The organism is Mycolicibacterium bacteremicum (genome assembly GCF_002086115.1).
In the GTDB taxonomy this organism is placed as follows: domain Bacteria; phylum Actinomycetota; class Actinomycetes; order Mycobacteriales; family Mycobacteriaceae; genus Mycobacterium; species Mycobacterium bacteremicum.
The window spans coordinates 153,495-167,670 of record NZ_MVHJ01000010.1; the positions used below are offsets into that span (position 1 = coordinate 153,495).

Below are 14,176 nucleotides of genomic sequence, written 5' to 3' on the forward strand. Positions count from 1 at the left end.
TCAGCAGACGCGCCGCGCCGCTCCGCTCGGGATGGCGTGCAGGAAGTCGGGGGCAGGCAGGCCGCGATCCTCGGCGGCCCAGCGCACCGCTTCCATCGTGATACCGACCCGGTCGGCCCTGACCAGCGCCAGCGCCGAACCGCCGAATCCGCCGCCGATCATCCGGGCGCCGAACGCACCGGCGCCCAGCGCGGCATCCACGGCGCAGTCCAACTCCGGCGAACTGACCACCAGGTCGTCGCGCAGCGACGCGTGCGAGGCGGTGAGGTGCGCTCCGATCGCGGCGATGTCACCGGCGCGCAGGGCCGCGGCGACCGCCGCCACCCGCCGGTTCTCGGTGAGCACGTGACGCAACGCGCCCCGCATCGTCGGGTCGTCGGTGTCGACACAGTTGAGTACCGCCTCGACATCGTCGCTGCCGTACAGTGCCTTGCGCCCGATGCGTGCGCACATCCGTTCCACCCGGGAGCGTCGCAGACCGTAGCTGCCGTCCACCAGCCGGTGCGGTGCGTTGGTGTTGATCACCAACAGGGCCAATCCCACTGCGGCGCAATCCATCCGCAGATACTCGGTGGAGAAGGTACTGCAGTCCAACAGCATCACGTGGCCGGCCCGGGCCCGCAGCGCGACGGACTGGTCCATACCGCCGGTGGCCGCGCCCACGACGATGTTCTCGGCGGTGATGCAGTCCCGGGCCAGCGTCCGGCGTCCGGCGTCGTCGGTGGCCGCGCCCACCAGTTCGGCGATCGCCAGCGCGACCGCGGTCTCCAGCGCAGCCGAACTGGACAGGCCGGCCCCCGGTGGCACCGATGAGTGCACGGCGATGTCCAGACCGGGCATCGCCGCGATCGTGGCGTGGTAGGTCATGGCCCACGGCACGCCGGCGACATAGCCGGGCCAGCCGGTGGGCTGTCGTGGCCCGATGTCGGAACCGCGCCCGACCCAGGCATCGTCGTGGTCGGAGGACACCAGTCGCAGCTCGTCACGTTGGTGCACCCGGACCGCGACCGCGGTCGCGTAGGGCAATGCGAACGGCATCGTCGGCGCACCGATGTAGTCGACGTGCTCGCCGATCAGGTTGACCCGGCCCGGGGCGACCCACACTCCGTCGGGGGCACCGCCGAACCGATCCTGGAAAAGGTCGTCGGCGCGCTCGCAGAGGTGTTCGACCGCAACCGGTTTCACCATGCGCACCGGTGGTGAGGTCGTCGTCCTCACGGGGCGACCCCGGCATCGACGCTCATGCGACCTCCCGTAGCCGGTCGGCGATCCGTTCCGGGGTGGTGTCGTTGACCCACGCGCCCACCGCGGATTCCGATCCGGCCAGATACTTCATCCGTCCGGGAGAGCGCATCAGCGAGAACAGTTGCAGGTGCAGCCGCCCGAACGGGCGGTCCGCACCCAGTGGTGCCTGGTGCCAGGCCGCGATGTACGGCGTCTGGTCCACGCCCTCGAAGAAACGGTCCACCCGCTGCAGCAGCTGCAGGTAGATCGCGGCGAGTTCGCCGCGTTCGGCGCCGCTGAGCGCGCAGAAGTCGGGGATGTCGCGGTGTGGCATGAGATGGATCTCCAGCGGCCACCGGGCCGCGGCCGGCACGAAGGCCGTCCAATGCTCACCGGCGACCAGGATCCGGCGACCCGATCGTCGCTCGGCGGCCAGCACATCGGCGAACAGATTGCCCCCGGTGGCGGCGGCGTGCGTGCGCGCCTGCGCGATCAGCGCACGGGTGCGGGGCGGCTGGAAGGGGTAGGCGTAGATCTGACCGTGCGGGTGGGTCAGCGTCACCCCGATCTCGCGGCCCCGGTTCTCGAAGCAGAAGATCTGCTGCACACCGGGTGTCGCCGAGAGTTCGGCGGTCCGGTCGGCCCACGCCTCGATGACGGTGCGGACCCGCCGGGGTGACAGATCTGCAAAACAGGCGTTCGGGTCACTGGTGAAGCACACCACCTCGCAACCTCCCCGACCCGGCGCCTGTGGCCACAGCGGCTCCCCATCGATGACCGGCGCTGTCGCGACCGCCCGTGGCGACAAGGCCGGGAAACGGTTTTCGAACACCACGACGTCATATTCGGCGGCGGGGATCTCGGTCGGCGGTGATCCGGGTCTGGTCGGTGCCAACGGTGAGGCGTCACGAGCGGGCAGGAAGGTCCGGTTCATCCGTTGGGCCGCGATGGTGACCCATTCCCCGGTCAGCACGTCGTAGCGCAACTGCGCCGCAGACGTGGCGGGTTCGAGGTGCCGGGTGTCGGTGAGTCCGCCGCGTCGACGGATCCGGCCCGCGATGTCGACCTCGTCGAAGTAGATGAGGCGCCGCCCGTCGGACAGCGTCGTGACGGTCTTGGACACCGTGCCCGCGATGGCAGCCGGCACCGCGTTTACCGCCCGCCCCGGCGCTTGTTGTAGATGTCGAAGCCGACCGCCGCCAGCAGCACCAGGCCCTTGATCACCTGCTGCACATCGCTGCCGATGCCCAGGATCGACATGCCGTTGTTGAGCACACCGAGCACCAGACCACCGATGATGGCGCCGAACACGGTCCCGACCCCGCCGCTGGAGGATGCACCTCCGATGAATGCGGCGGCGATCGCCTCGAGCTCGAAGTTGATACCGGCCTGCGGGGTGGCCGAATTCAGTCGCGCGGCGAACAGCAGGCCGGCCACCGCGGCCAGCATTCCCATGTTGACGAACACCAGCAGGGTGACGCGTTTGTTGCGCACCCCGGAAAGGCTGGCGGCCGCGGCATTGCCACCCACCGCGTAGACCTGACGGCCGAACACCGTGTTGCGCATGAGGAATGCGTAGACCAACGTCAGGACGACCAGGATGATGCCGACGATCGGGACGCCGCGATAGCTCGCCAGCAGCAGCGTCACCGCGACCAGGGCGGCGACGATGCCTGCGCATTTGGCGAAAAACAGGGCCCGACCGGACACCTCTTGCCCGTACCGCAGTTGCGCGCGGCGACGCCGGATCTGCATGACGACGGCCGCGACGGCGGCGATACCGCCGAGGATCACCGTCGGCCAGTGATAGAGCGCGGCGTTGCCGAGTTCGGGCAGGAATCCACTGCTGATCTGTTCCAGACCGCGCGGCATCGGCGCGATGGACTGACCTTCGAGCACGTACTGGGTGGCGCCGCGGAAGATCAGCATGCCGCCGAGGGTCACGATGAACGACGGGATACCGACGTAGGCGATCCAGAAGCCCTGCCACGCACCGATGAGCGCACCCATGGCGATGCAGAGCACGGTGGCCAGCAGCCAGGGCATGTCACTGCGCACCATCAGAACGCCGGCCATCGCACCGGTGAAGGCGGCGACCGAGCCCACCGACAGGTCGATGTGCCCGTTGATGATGACGATGACCATCCCGATCGCGAGGACCAGGATGTATCCGTTCTGCTGGATGATGTTGGTGACGTTGAGCGGTTTGAGCACGATGCCGTCGGTCCAGATCTCGAACAGCAACAGGATCGCGATGAGCGCCACGACCATCCCGGACTGGCGCACATGCGACATCAGGAAGCGGGTCACCGCGTTGCCGGCGCCTCCGGGCGGTGGGACGTCCGGCCGCAGCGGTGCGGGTTGTTTCGCGGTGATGGTCACGCTGAGCCTTTCATCATGTGGTGCATCAAGATTTCCTGGGTTGCATCGGCGCGCGGCACCTCACCGGTCACCCGGCCCTGGCTGAGGGTGTAGATCCGATCGCACAGGCCCAGCAGTTCGGGCAGTTCCGAGGAGATGACCAGAACGGCCTTGCCGCGCGCGGCGAGTTCGTTGATCAGTAGGTAGATCTCGTGTTTGGCGCCGACATCGATGCCGCGGGTCGGCTCGTCGAGGATCAGCACGTCGGGGTCGGTGAACAGCCATTTGCTGAGCACGACCTTCTGTTGATTGCCGCCGGAGAGCTTGCCGGTGGCGGTCTGCACCGAGCCGGCCTTGATGCGCATCGACGTCCGGAACCGCTCGCCGACGCGCGTCTCCTCGTGACGGTCGATGACCGACCGGCGACTGACCTTGCCCAGCGAGGCCAGGCTGATGCTGGTGGCAATGCTGTCCATCAGGTTCAGCCCCAGGGTCTTTCGGTCCTCGGTGGCGTAGGCGATGCCGTTGTCGATGGCGCGCGGCACGGTGCTGGTATCGATCTCGCGGTCGCCCTTGAAGACCTTGCCGCTCTCGTAGCGCCCGTAGGAGCGGCCGAAGACGCTCATCGCGAGTTCGGTGCGTCCGGCACCCATCAGGCCGGCGATGCCGACGATCTCGCCCGCCCGTACGTCGAGCGTGACATCGTCGACGACCTTGCGCTGCTGATCGATCGGATGCCGAACGGTCCAATTGGCCACGGAGAAGGCGACATCGCCGATTCCGTCGGTTTCGCGCGCCGGGAACCGGTCGGTCAGGTCGCGGCCCACCATGGCCCGGACGATGGCGTCCTCGGTGAGCGTGTCATCGACGGGCACGGTGCCGATGGTGCGACCATCGCGCAGTGTCGTCACGGTGTCGGCCACCTGCAGCACCTCGTTGAGCTTGTGCGAGATGATGATCGAGGTGATGCCGTGCTCGCGCAGTCCGACGATCAGCTCGAGCAGGTGTCGGCTGTCCGAATCGTTGAGTGCCGCTGTCGGTTCGTCGAGGATGAGCAGCCGCACATCCTTGGACAGTGCCTTGGCGATCTCGACGAGCTGCTGCTTGCCGACGCCGATGTCGGATACCCGGGTCTGCGGGCTCTCCTGTAATCCGACCCGGTTCATCAGCGCCTGCGCCCGCTCCATGGTCTTGTGCCAGCTGAGCACGCCGTGGCGAGCTATCTCGTTGCCCAGGAACATGTTCTCGGCGATCGACAGATAGGGCACCAGCGCCAGTTCCTGGTGGATGATGGCGATCCCGCAGCGCTCGCTGGATCGGATGTCGCGGAACGCGCACGGCGCACCGTCGAACAGGATCTCCCCGCCGTAGCTGCCGTGCGGATAGACCCCACTGAGCACCTTCATCAGGGTGGATTTCCCGGCGCCGTTCTCCCCGCAGATCGCGTGGATGGTTCCGGTCGCGACGGTCAAATCGACCTCGGACAGTGCCTTCACACCGGGGAATTCCTTGCTGATCCCCCGCATCTCCAGCAGTGGCGTACCGGTCATCCCAACTGGTCCGGGGTGTAGAAGCCGGAGTCGAGCAGCACCTGCCGGTAGTTGGACTTGTCGACGCTGACCGGTTCCAGCAGGTAGGCGGGCACCACCTTGTCACCGTTGTCGTAGGTCTCGGTGTCGTTGACCTCCGGGGTGCCACCGGTCAGCACGGCGTCGGACATCTGGACGGCCGCCTCGGCGAGCTTGCGGGTGTCCTTGAAGACGGTCTGGGTCTGCTCGCCGGCGATGATCGACTGCACGGAGGCCACTTCGGCGTCCTGTCCGGTGACGATGGGCAGCGGCTTGGCCGCGTTGCCGTATCCCGCACTCTTGAGCGCCGAGATCACACCGCGGGAGATGCCGTCATAGGGCGACAGGACGGCGTCGAGGCGGGCCGTGGTGTAGGCCTGGCTGAGCAGATTGTCGGTGCGCGACTGCGCCAGTCCACCGTCCCAGCGCAGGGTCGCCACCTGATCGAAGGTCCGCTGGCCGCTGGGGACGACGAGCTTGCCGCTGTCCAGGTACGGCTGCAGCACGCTCATCGCGCCGTCGTAGAAGAACGTCGCGTTGTTGTCGTCGGGCGAACCGGCGAAGAGTTCGATGTTGAACGGTCCGGCCCCGCCGGCGACGCCGAGCTTGTCGACGATGTACTGCGCCTGCAGCACGCCGACCTGGAAGTTGTCGAAGGTCGCGTAGTAGTCGACATTCGGAGTTCCCTTGATCAGCCGGTCGTAGCTGATCACCGGGATGTCCGCATCCGCGGCGCGCTGCAGGATGTTGGTCAGCGAGGAACCGTCGATCGGCGCGACGACCAGGAGCTGGACACCCTTGGTGATCATGTTCTCGATCTGGGAGACCTGGTTCTGGACCACATCGTCGCCGTACTGCAGATCGGTCTGATAGCCGAGCGCCTGGAACTGGTCGACCATGTTCTGGCCGTCGCCCACCCAACGTTCGGAGGACTTGGTGGGCATGGCGATGCCGATGGTGCCCTTCTCCTGCTCACCGCCGCTCGCGGTGTCCGTGGACCGCCCACAGCCCACCAGGGCGAGGGCGGCGGCCACCATCAGCGCGATCCACCAGGACAGCTTTCGCATCGATCCTCCTTGACCATCGACGTCGGACGCGGGGCGATCCACGTCCGGAATGCGCCACATCGGGCGATCAGCTCCGCGCGAACGGAGTGCCGAATGTGAACGTTAACAATCAAGGTATGAGTATGTGAGCCACTTCACTGGTTGTCAATGGCCCTGCGACCGATCACAGGATGTCAGCAGTACAGCGCACTATTGCCACAGGCCGGCGATGCACCACGGGCCGGTGAGCGCACGGTCCGGTGTCCCGCCGATGTGAGCTTTAACATCGGCCGATGCGGCACTCTCAGCCGTCGACGGTCAGGCCGACCTTCTGGAATTCCTTGAGATCGCAGTAGCCGGCCTTGGCCATCGAGCGGCGCAGACCGCCGACCAGATTCAGCGAGCCGAACGGATCGTCGGACGGGCCGTTGAGAACCTGTTCCAGGGGCGGCCGGTCGGCGAGCCCGACCTGCAGCAGCGCGCCGCGCGGCAGCGAGGGGTGCGCGGCCGCCGAGGGCCAGAACCAGCCCGCGCCCTGCGCCTCGTGCGCGACCGCCAGCGGGGTGCCCAGGACGACGGCGTCGGCGCCGCAGGCGATGGCCTTGGCCAGATCACCCGAGGTGTGGATGTCCCCGTCGGCCAGCACGTGCACGTACCGGCCGCCGGTCTCGTCGAGGTATTCACGCCGTGCCGCGGCGGCATCGGCGATGGCGGTGGCCATCGGCACGCTGATGCCGAGCACCTCGTCGGACGTCGTCACCCCGGAGGTGGATCCGTACCCGACGATGACGCCGGCCGCGCCGGTGCGCATCAGGTGCAGCGCGGTGCGGTGGTCGAGCACACCGCCGGCGACGACCGGCACGTCGAGCTCGGAGATGAAGGTCTTGAGGTTCAGCGGCTCACCGTCGTTGGCGACACGCTCGGCCGAGATGATGGTGCCCTGGATGACCAGCAGATCCAGGCCCGCCGCGACCAGCGCCGGGGTCAGCGCCGCGGCGTTCTGCGGGCTGACCCGCACCGCGGTGGTGACACCGGATTCGCGGATGCGGGCGACGGCCGCGCCGAGCAGTTCGGGGTCCAGGGGCGCGGCGTGCAGTTCCTGGAGCAGCCGGATCGCCGCGGAATCATCGGACGCGCCGGCTGCGACATCCACGACCTGCGCGATCTTGCCCTCGACGTCGGCATGCCTGCCGATCAGGCCCTCGCCGTTGAGCACGCCGAGGCCGCCCAGGCGACCCATCTCGATGGCGAACTCGACCGATACCAGGGCGTCGGTCGGGTGCGCGACCACCGGGATCTCGAAGCGGTAGGCGTCCAATTGCCACGCGGTCGAGACATCCTTGGAGGACCGGGTGCGCCGGGACGGGACGATGTTGATGTCGTCGAGTTCATAGGTGCGGCGGGCGGTTCGGCCCATGCCGATTTCAACCATGTCACGCATGTCGGGGTGCCTTTCGGGCCGCTGTGTCTGTCGATTCCTCGCGCAAGCGCCTCGTCAGCGCGCGTAGTAGTTCGGCGCTTCGACGGTCATGGTGATGTCGTGCGGATGGCTTTCCTTCAGGCCCGCGGCCGTGATCTGCACGAACTGCGCCTGCTGCAGGTGCTCGATGGTGTCCGACCCGGTGTAACCCATGGCTGCCCGCAGTCCGCCGGTCAGCTGGTGGATGACGGTGCCCAGCGGGCCACGGAAGGGCACCCGTCCCTCGATGCCCTCGGGGACCAGCTTGTCCTCGGAGAGCACATCGTCCTGGAAGTAGCGGTCCTTGGAGAAGCTCTTGGCGGCGCCGCGTCCCTGCATGGCGCCCAGTGAGCCCATGCCGCGATAGCTCTTGAACTGCTTGCCGTTGACGAAGATCAGCTCACCCGGCGACTCGGCGGTACCGGCGAGCAGCGACCCGAGCATGGCCGTGGACGCACCGGCGGCCAGCGCCTTGGCGATGTCACCGGAGTACTGCAGACCGCCGTCGGCGATCACCGGGACGCCCTTGCGCGAGCAGGCGGTGACGGCTTCCAGGATGGCGGTGATCTGCGGTGCACCCACCCCGGCGACGACGCGGGTGGTGCAGATCGAGCCGGGGCCGACCCCGACCTTCACGGCGTCGGCGCCGGCATCGCAGAGGGCGGCGGCCGCGGCGCGGGTGGCGACATTGCCGCCCACCACGTCGACCCGCTCACCGACGGCGGCCTTGAGCCGGCTGACCATGTCGAGGACCAGGCGGTTGTGCGCGTGCGCGGTGTCCACGATCAGCACGTCGACCCCGGCGTCGACCAATGTCATGGCCCGGGTCCAGGCGTCGTCACCGATACCGACGGCCGCGCCGACCAGCAGCCGGCCGTCGCTGTCCTTGGTCGACAGCGGGAACTGCTCGGTCTTGACGAAGTCCTTCACCGTGATCAGGCCGGTGAGCTTGCCGTTGCCGTCGACGATCGGCAGCTTCTCGATCTTGTGCCTGCGCAGCAGGCCCAGCGCGGCCTCGGCCGAGACCCCGGCCTGCGCGGTGATCAGCGGCGCCTTGGTCATCACCTCGGAGACCGGCTTGGACTGGTCCACCTCGAAGCGCATGTCGCGGTTGGTGATGATGCCGACCAGCGCCCCCTGGGCGTCCACCACGGGCAGGCCCGAGATGCGGAACCGGGCGCACATGGCGTCGACCTCGGCCAGGGTGTTGTCCGGGGAGCAGGTCACCGGATCGGTCACCATGCCGGCCTCGGAGCGCTTGACGGTCTCGACCTGGCCGGCCTGTTCGGTGATCGAGAGGTTGCGGTGCAGTACGCCCATGCCGCCGGCGCGTGCCATCGCGATGGCCATCCGGGATTCGGTGACCGTGTCCATCGCCGAGCTGACCAGCGGCACCCGTAACCGGATGCGTTTGGTGAGCTGACTGGAGGTGTCGACGTTGGCCGGCACCACGTCCGAGGCCGCCGGCAACAGCAGCACATCATCGAAGGTGAGGCCCAGCATCGCGATCTTGGTCGGATCGTCGCCGCCGGTGGGCACCGGTAGGGCGAGCGGGACGCTGCTTTCAGCGATCGACATGGGTGGAGCCTCCACTAGCAAAAAGTCGTGAAACCAAGACCTCATCCTATCGGCACTGACCTGGACGCTCGTGCCCACGCCACGGGCACCCACGGCGCGTCGAACCCGGCGCGGCACGCCGCGCAACCGGTGGCGCGAAGCCAGCGCGGCTGCGTAGGCTAGATCCGTGCGTGATGACCTCCCGCCGGGCCTGCCACCTGACCCGTTCGCCGATGACCCGTCCGATCCGTCGGCGGCACTCGACGCGATCGAGCCCGGTCTGCCACTCGATCCGCAGGAGCGCAGCGCGGTCGAGGCGGATCTGGCCGATCTGGCGGTGTACGAAGCGCTGTTGGCGCACAGAGGGATTCGCGGCCTGGTGGTGTGCTGCGACGAGTGCCAGCAGGATCACTACCACGATTGGGACATGCTGCGCGCCAACCTGTTGCAGCTGCTGGTCGACGGCACCGTACGTCCGCACGAGCCCGCCTACGATCCCGAGCCCGACGCCTACGTCACCTGGGATTACTGCCGCGGCTATGCCGATGCTTCGCTGAACGAGGCGGCCACGGAGCCCGACGGCTTCCGCTGAATCGGCTTATCCGTCCTCACCCGCGGGCACTGGTGTGGTGGTGGTCACGACCGCCGGAGCCGACTGCTCGGGTTCAGCGCTGTCCGCCTGCTCCGGTTCGATGACCGGTTCGGTGGCCACCGGCGCCTGACCGGGTGCCTCCTGCTGCACCGGCTCGGATGCCGTGCTCGGTGCCGCGGTCGTCGCTGCCGGCGGCGCCACCGTCGTGGTGGTCGTGGCGACCGACGTGCGCGTCGAGGTCGACGGTGCCGCCGTGGTGGTCGTGGCCGATGGTGCCACCGTGGTCGTGGTGGTGGTCGACGGCGCCTGCGCAGTGGTGGTGGCCGGCGCCTGCGAGGAGGTGGTGGTCGACGGCGCCTGCGACGAGGTGCTCGGGGTGGTCTCGGTCGGACTCGCCGAGGTGTCCGAGGCACTCGTCGCCGACGTGCTCGTGGCGGACGCGCTCGGCTCTGACGCGCCCGGCCCGGACGTGCTGGGCTCGGTGGTGGTCGTCGACAGCACCTCAGGTCCCGGGGTCGTCGTGGTGACGGTGGGCGTCTCCTCGATGACCGGGACCGGCAACAGCGTCAGCGGGGACGGCGGGAGCACCGGCATCGGTTCACCCACCGGCGGCAGCGTGGCGGCCGGATCCTGCTCGACGACCTTGTAGGTCAACGCATTCCACTGTTCGATGAGGTCCTGCTTCTGTTCCACCGGGCCGACGCTCTGCACGGTGGACGACAGCGCGGCGAGCTTGTCCTGGGCCTGATCCCACTGCCCCTGGTCGACCAGCTGCTGCACCTGCGCGAGCTCGGTCTGGGCGGCCAACACCACGGCGTCGTCGCGGGTGGCGCGCTCCTCGCCGAAGATCATGGTGCGGATGCCGTACAGGCCGTCACCCGGGCCGGCGGCGAACACCGCGGTGCCGACGCCGCCGAGACACAGCACCGCGGCAGCCGCGGACCCGACGACCGCCAGTCCCAACCGGTTGCGTCGACCGGGACGGTTGGTGGCGTCGATCAGCGCGGCGGTGGCCTGCGAGGGCGACACCACGTGGTCCATCGGGACCTGGCGGACGTCGTCGCGCCAGCCCGACAGCAGCTGGGCGAGTTCGGCATCGGCGCGATCGGTGGAGAACACCGGCTGTTCGCCGGCCAGTGCGTCGAGGAACTTGTCGGCGCGGTTGATGTCGTTGAGCGAGGGGTCACCGCCGTTGGCGGTCCAGCGTCCGAAATCAGGCATATTGTTCCCCTCCTCCCGAGATCTCCGATTTGAGTTTGGCCAGGGCGCGGTGCTGGGCGACCCGCACTGCGCCGGGTGTCGATCCGACCGCTTCGGCGGTCTCTTCTGCGCTCATGCCGACGACGACGCGCAGGATCAGGATCTCGCGCTGTTTCTCCGGCAGGATGGCGAGCAGCTTGTCCATCCGGGCCGACGCATCGGCGTCGATGGCCAGCTGTTCCGGACCTGCCTCGCCGGAGAACCGCTCGGGCACATTGTCGGTGGGCTCGGCGCGGTTGCGTGCCGAGGCCCGGTGGGCGTCGGCGAGCTTGTGCGCAGCAATGCCGTACACAAAGGCCAGGAACGGGCGTCCCTGATCTCTGTAGCGCGGCAACGCCGTGATGGCGGCCAAGCACACCTCCTGCGCAATGTCGTCTGCGGACAGACCACTTCGTTCGGCGGACCCGATGCGCGCCCGGCAGTACCGGACGATGATCGGGCGGATGGTCTCCAAGACCACCCTGAGAGCGTCCCGGTCCCCTGCCACAGCCTCAGCGACGACAGCATCGAGACGTTCTCCCGAAATGGTCATCGTGGGTGATCTCTCCAGCGTTACGGATGGGACGCAACCGGACGGGTGCGTCAGACAAACATTAACGATCGCAACAGGGTGAAACGGTTCAGCGACGCGACCACACGCCGCCTCTGCGTCGCACTGTATCGGCGGCCTCGTCACGGATGGCGACGACAGCGGCGGCCGGGTGGGTGTCAGATCCGATGTCGGCGAGCAGGCACCCCAGGGCCCAACGCAGCGGGACCAGGCCGAATTCCTCCGTCATCGCCAGCGCCGCGTCCGCCACCGTCCGCGATCCCGGCAGGTCACCGGCGCAGCACAGCGCGGCGGACAGCACCACGGATGACTTGACGCGATGCCGGGCCGACCCGAGCGTGTCGGACAGCTCCACGGACCGCTCGGCGTGCCCGCGCGCGGTGGTCCCGTCTCCTGCGGCCATCGCCAGCTCCGCGGACACCCACTGCAACCGGACCGACTGCCGGTCGGCCCCCGCCGGGCGGGCCGCCCGCGCCAGCAGCCGGGCCGAGGTCGCCAGCCGCCCGACGCCCAGTGCATCGGCGGCCAGGCCGACCATCGCATCCGCGGCGGCCTGCTCATCGGTGCCCGCCTGCGCCAGCGCGCGGCCATCCCAGCCGCGCGCGATCCGGTGACCGCCGAGCTGGCGCAGGAATGAGGCCCGGGTGCTGTGCGCCAGCGAGGCGGCCGGGCCGCTGTGGCCGGTGCGCAGGATCTCGTCGAGTTCGGCGAGGGCCACCCCGTAGTGACCCTGGCCGCCCGCGGCGACCGCGCGCAGCCAACGGTCGTGCGGCGCCGAGGCCGTCGGCAGCGGCCAGAGCTGCGGATTTCCGCCGAACGCCGCCGCGGCCAGGGTGGCCGACACTGCGGTCGCCGGGGTCCGCACCGGGGTCTCCGTCGGGGTCGTTGTCCTGGTCGTCATTGCCTCCGGACGCTATCAATGCGCCGGCAACGACCGGAAAACGTGACCAATTCGACCTTGGTTAACTCTTTATGGTCGCCACGTTACGAACAGATCAACCGGGCCCGACACGCACATTTGGCCGAATGGATGCGAACTGGGAAAACGGTGCCGAAGGGCGTTGCGAACCCGATCGCGAAGCACTCTTCGGATTGCTCGCAGGTGAACATGATGAACGTGACGTAAATTCGCACCCTGCGGTTATGCGTTTTCCTGATGAGCCGGACTATTGACGACTTTTCGGTAGCGCTTCTACGTTGTGTGCACGAGTAGTCATCGGCGACAAGGACTCGGTTCAGTTCCGCGACTCACGCACGCACGCGTCTTCGCGAAATGGGTGCGAAGAGAGGGGTTTTCACAATGCCACAGCCGCAGCAACTGCCCGGACCCAACGCCGATATCTGGGATTGGCAAATGAAGGGCCATTGCCGGGGAGTCGATTCCTCGATGTTCTTCCACCCGGACGGTGAGCGGGGCCGCGCCCGCGCCCAGCGCGAGATGCGCGCCAAGGAACTGTGCCGGGTGTGCCCGGTGATCGCGCAGTGCCGCTCGCACGCGCTGGCCGTGGGTGAGCCCTACGGCATCTGGGGCGGCCTGTCCGAATCCGAACGCGAGCTCCTGCTCAAGCGCGGGATGCGCCGCACCGCCTAGCCTCCCTGTCCCTGTCCCCATCCCCGCGAGCAGACGCAAACTCCCCCGAAATCGGCCGGTTTCGGGGGAGTTTGCGTCTGCTCGTCGCCGGCGGGCGTCAGCCGAGCCTGATGTCGGGCACCAGTTCGCGTACCCCGTCGACGGTCGCGCCGAGCGTCGTTGACAGCTTCCAGGCGACCTCGCGCACCCGGGTGCCGATCAGATCCTCGCGCTCCGGGGACATCCGCACCTCGGGCACCGAGGCCCCGATGGCCCCCACCACCCGCTGCGTGTGGTCGAAAACCGGTGCGGCGACTGCACTTATGCCCACCGTGCGTTGCCCACGGGACTGCGCGTAGCCGCGTAGCCGGGCCGTCCGCAGCTCCCTGTCGACCTCGGCGACGTCGACGGTGGTGTTGGCGGTGATCGAATCGATAGCACCGGCCAGATGCGTCGCCCACTCCCCCTCAGGTAGCGCGCACAGGATCGCCTTACCGGGCCCGCCGTAGACCAGCCGGATCGGCACCCCGATGTCGGTGTAGGTCCGGCGCAGCTCCTGATGGCTCTCGACCTGGGCGGCGACGATGCGCTGCCCGGAGGCCAGCAGTTCGTGCAGCCCGATCGTCTCGTCGAACTCGTCACGCAGGTCGGTCATGAACGGCAGCGCGGCCTCGCGCAGGCTGCGCGGCATCGCACCGGAGTTGGCCAGCTGCAACAACAGTGGTCCCAACCCATAGCGCTTGGTGCCGGTCTGGCGGACCAGGTGGTTCTCCTGCATGGCCGCCAGCAACCGGTGCACAGTGCTCGTCGACAGGCCGGTCGACCGGGACAGCTCGCTGATCCCCAGTTCGGGCTTGCGCCCGTCGAAACAGCGCAGGATCGCGACCGCCCGGTCGATGGACTGCACACCGTTGCGGCGCTGCGACTCAGCCGCCTTCTCCACCCCATTCACGCTGCCATCTTCTCCCCTCGCGTCATCACCAGCGCAG

At 68.3% G+C, this 14,176-nt stretch carries 14 protein-coding genes; 3 read left to right on the plus strand and 11 right to left on the minus strand.

The window, feature by feature from the left end; genetic code table 11:
- The 7 genes from BST17_RS14355 to guaB all read right to left on the minus strand — a co-directional run bounded on the left by BST17_RS14355 (position 1) and on the right by guaB (position 9,236).
- A complete protein-coding gene (locus BST17_RS14355) occupies positions 1-1,188 on the minus strand; it encodes a galactokinase (RefSeq protein WP_083059155.1) in 1,188 nt (395 codons plus the stop codon).
- A 52-nt stretch (positions 1,189-1,240) separates the two neighbouring features.
- On the minus strand, positions 1,241-2,347 hold the full coding sequence (gene galT, locus BST17_RS14360) for a galactose-1-phosphate uridylyltransferase (RefSeq protein ID WP_083059272.1): 1,107 nt from the start codon (positions 2,345-2,347) through the stop codon (positions 1,241-1,243).
- Between the two features lie 29 nt (positions 2,348-2,376).
- On the minus strand, positions 2,377-3,606 hold the full coding sequence (gene mmsB, locus BST17_RS14365) for a multiple monosaccharide ABC transporter permease (protein ID WP_234807678.1): 1,230 nt from the start codon (positions 3,604-3,606) through the stop codon (positions 2,377-2,379).
- The gene (mmsA, locus tag BST17_RS14370) at positions 3,603-5,135 is read right to left on the minus strand and encodes a multiple monosaccharide ABC transporter ATP-binding protein (RefSeq protein ID WP_083059157.1); all 1,533 of its coding nucleotides are present in this window, start codon (positions 5,133-5,135) and stop codon (positions 3,603-3,605) included. Before mmsA ends, mmsB begins: the two co-directional genes overlap by 4 nt.
- The gene (gene chvE, locus BST17_RS14375) at positions 5,132-6,220 is read right to left on the minus strand and encodes a multiple monosaccharide ABC transporter substrate-binding protein (protein WP_083059159.1); all 1,089 of its coding nucleotides are present in this window, start codon (positions 6,218-6,220) and stop codon (positions 5,132-5,134) included. The genes mmsA and chvE overlap by 4 nt, the downstream gene beginning before the upstream one ends.
- 283 nt (positions 6,221-6,503) lie before the next feature.
- Positions 6,504-7,640 carry a GuaB3 family IMP dehydrogenase-related protein gene (locus tag BST17_RS14380; protein ID WP_083059161.1) on the minus strand — a complete coding sequence of 379 codons (1,137 nt, stop codon included), beginning with the start codon at positions 7,638-7,640 and terminating at the stop codon, positions 6,504-6,506.
- A gap of 54 nt (positions 7,641-7,694) precedes the next feature.
- Positions 7,695-9,236 (minus strand): IMP dehydrogenase, encoded by a 1,542-nt coding sequence (guaB, locus tag BST17_RS14385; RefSeq protein WP_083059163.1) that lies wholly within the window; start codon positions 9,234-9,236, stop codon positions 7,695-7,697.
- Between the two features lie 166 nt (positions 9,237-9,402).
- Here guaB and BST17_RS14390 point away from each other — a divergent pair, with 166 nt between their 5' ends.
- On the plus strand, positions 9,403-9,807 hold the full coding sequence (locus tag BST17_RS14390) for a DUF5319 domain-containing protein (protein WP_083059165.1): 405 nt from the start codon (positions 9,403-9,405) through the stop codon (positions 9,805-9,807).
- A gap of 6 nt (positions 9,808-9,813) precedes the next feature.
- Here BST17_RS14390 and BST17_RS14395 read toward each other — a convergent pair whose 3' ends face one another.
- The 3 genes from BST17_RS14395 to BST17_RS14405 form a co-directional block, all read right to left on the minus strand.
- A complete protein-coding gene (locus BST17_RS14395; RefSeq protein ID WP_083059167.1) occupies positions 9,814-11,028 on the minus strand; it encodes an anti-sigma-D factor RsdA in 1,215 nt (404 codons plus the stop codon).
- The gene (locus BST17_RS14400; RefSeq protein ID WP_083059169.1) at positions 11,021-11,599 is read right to left on the minus strand and encodes a sigma-70 family RNA polymerase sigma factor; all 579 of its coding nucleotides are present in this window, start codon (positions 11,597-11,599) and stop codon (positions 11,021-11,023) included. Before BST17_RS14400 ends, BST17_RS14395 begins: the two co-directional genes overlap by 8 nt.
- Positions 11,600-11,687: 88 nt before the next feature.
- Positions 11,688-12,518, minus strand: coding sequence for a hypothetical protein (locus BST17_RS14405; protein WP_083059171.1), 831 nt, complete (start codon positions 12,516-12,518; stop codon positions 11,688-11,690).
- 125 nt (positions 12,519-12,643) lie between these two features.
- Between BST17_RS14405 and BST17_RS29295 the strand changes: the two genes are divergently transcribed.
- Both BST17_RS29295 and BST17_RS14410 read left to right on the plus strand, forming a co-directional pair.
- Positions 12,644-12,790, plus strand: coding sequence for a hypothetical protein (locus BST17_RS29295; protein ID WP_165762277.1), 147 nt, complete (start codon positions 12,644-12,646; stop codon positions 12,788-12,790).
- Positions 12,791-12,917: 127 nt separating this feature from the next.
- Positions 12,918-13,208, plus strand: coding sequence for a WhiB family transcriptional regulator (locus tag BST17_RS14410; protein ID WP_083059173.1), 291 nt, complete (start codon positions 12,918-12,920; stop codon positions 13,206-13,208).
- Positions 13,209-13,305: 97 nt separating this feature from the next.
- Here the strand turns inward: BST17_RS14410 and BST17_RS14415 are convergent, their stop codons facing one another.
- Positions 13,306-14,130: an IclR family transcriptional regulator gene (locus tag BST17_RS14415; RefSeq protein WP_234807679.1), complete on the minus strand. Its 825-nt coding sequence runs from the start codon at positions 14,128-14,130 to the stop codon at positions 13,306-13,308.
- Between the last annotated feature and the right edge of the window lie 46 nt (positions 14,131-14,176).

Coding starts and splice junctions, on each gene's coding strand:
- BST17_RS14405 (WP_083059171.1), bottom strand. CDS start 12,518: ATGACGACCAGGACAACGACCCCGACGGAGACCCCGGTGCGGACCCCG.
- BST17_RS14355 (WP_083059155.1), bottom strand. CDS start 1,188: ATGGTGAAACCGGTTGCGGTCGAACACCTCTGCGAGCGCGCCGACGAC.
- BST17_RS29295 (WP_165762277.1), top strand. CDS start 12,644: ATGGATGCGAACTGGGAAAACGGTGCCGAAGGGCGTTGCGAACCCGAT.
- mmsA (WP_083059157.1), bottom strand. CDS start 5,135: ATGACCGGTACGCCACTGCTGGAGATGCGGGGGATCAGCAAGGAATTC.
- BST17_RS14395 (WP_083059167.1), bottom strand. CDS start 11,028: ATGCCTGATTTCGGACGCTGGACCGCCAACGGCGGTGACCCCTCGCTC.
- BST17_RS14400 (WP_083059169.1), bottom strand. CDS start 11,599: ATGACCATTTCGGGAGAACGTCTCGATGCTGTCGTCGCTGAGGCTGTG.
- BST17_RS14380 (WP_083059161.1), bottom strand. CDS start 7,640: ATGCGTGACATGGTTGAAATCGGCATGGGCCGAACCGCCCGCCGCACC.
- BST17_RS14410 (WP_083059173.1), top strand. CDS start 12,918: ATGCCACAGCCGCAGCAACTGCCCGGACCCAACGCCGATATCTGGGAT.
- guaB (WP_083059163.1), bottom strand. CDS start 9,236: ATGTCGATCGCTGAAAGCAGCGTCCCGCTCGCCCTACCGGTGCCCACC.
- chvE (WP_083059159.1), bottom strand. CDS start 6,220: ATGCGAAAGCTGTCCTGGTGGATCGCGCTGATGGTGGCCGCCGCCCTC.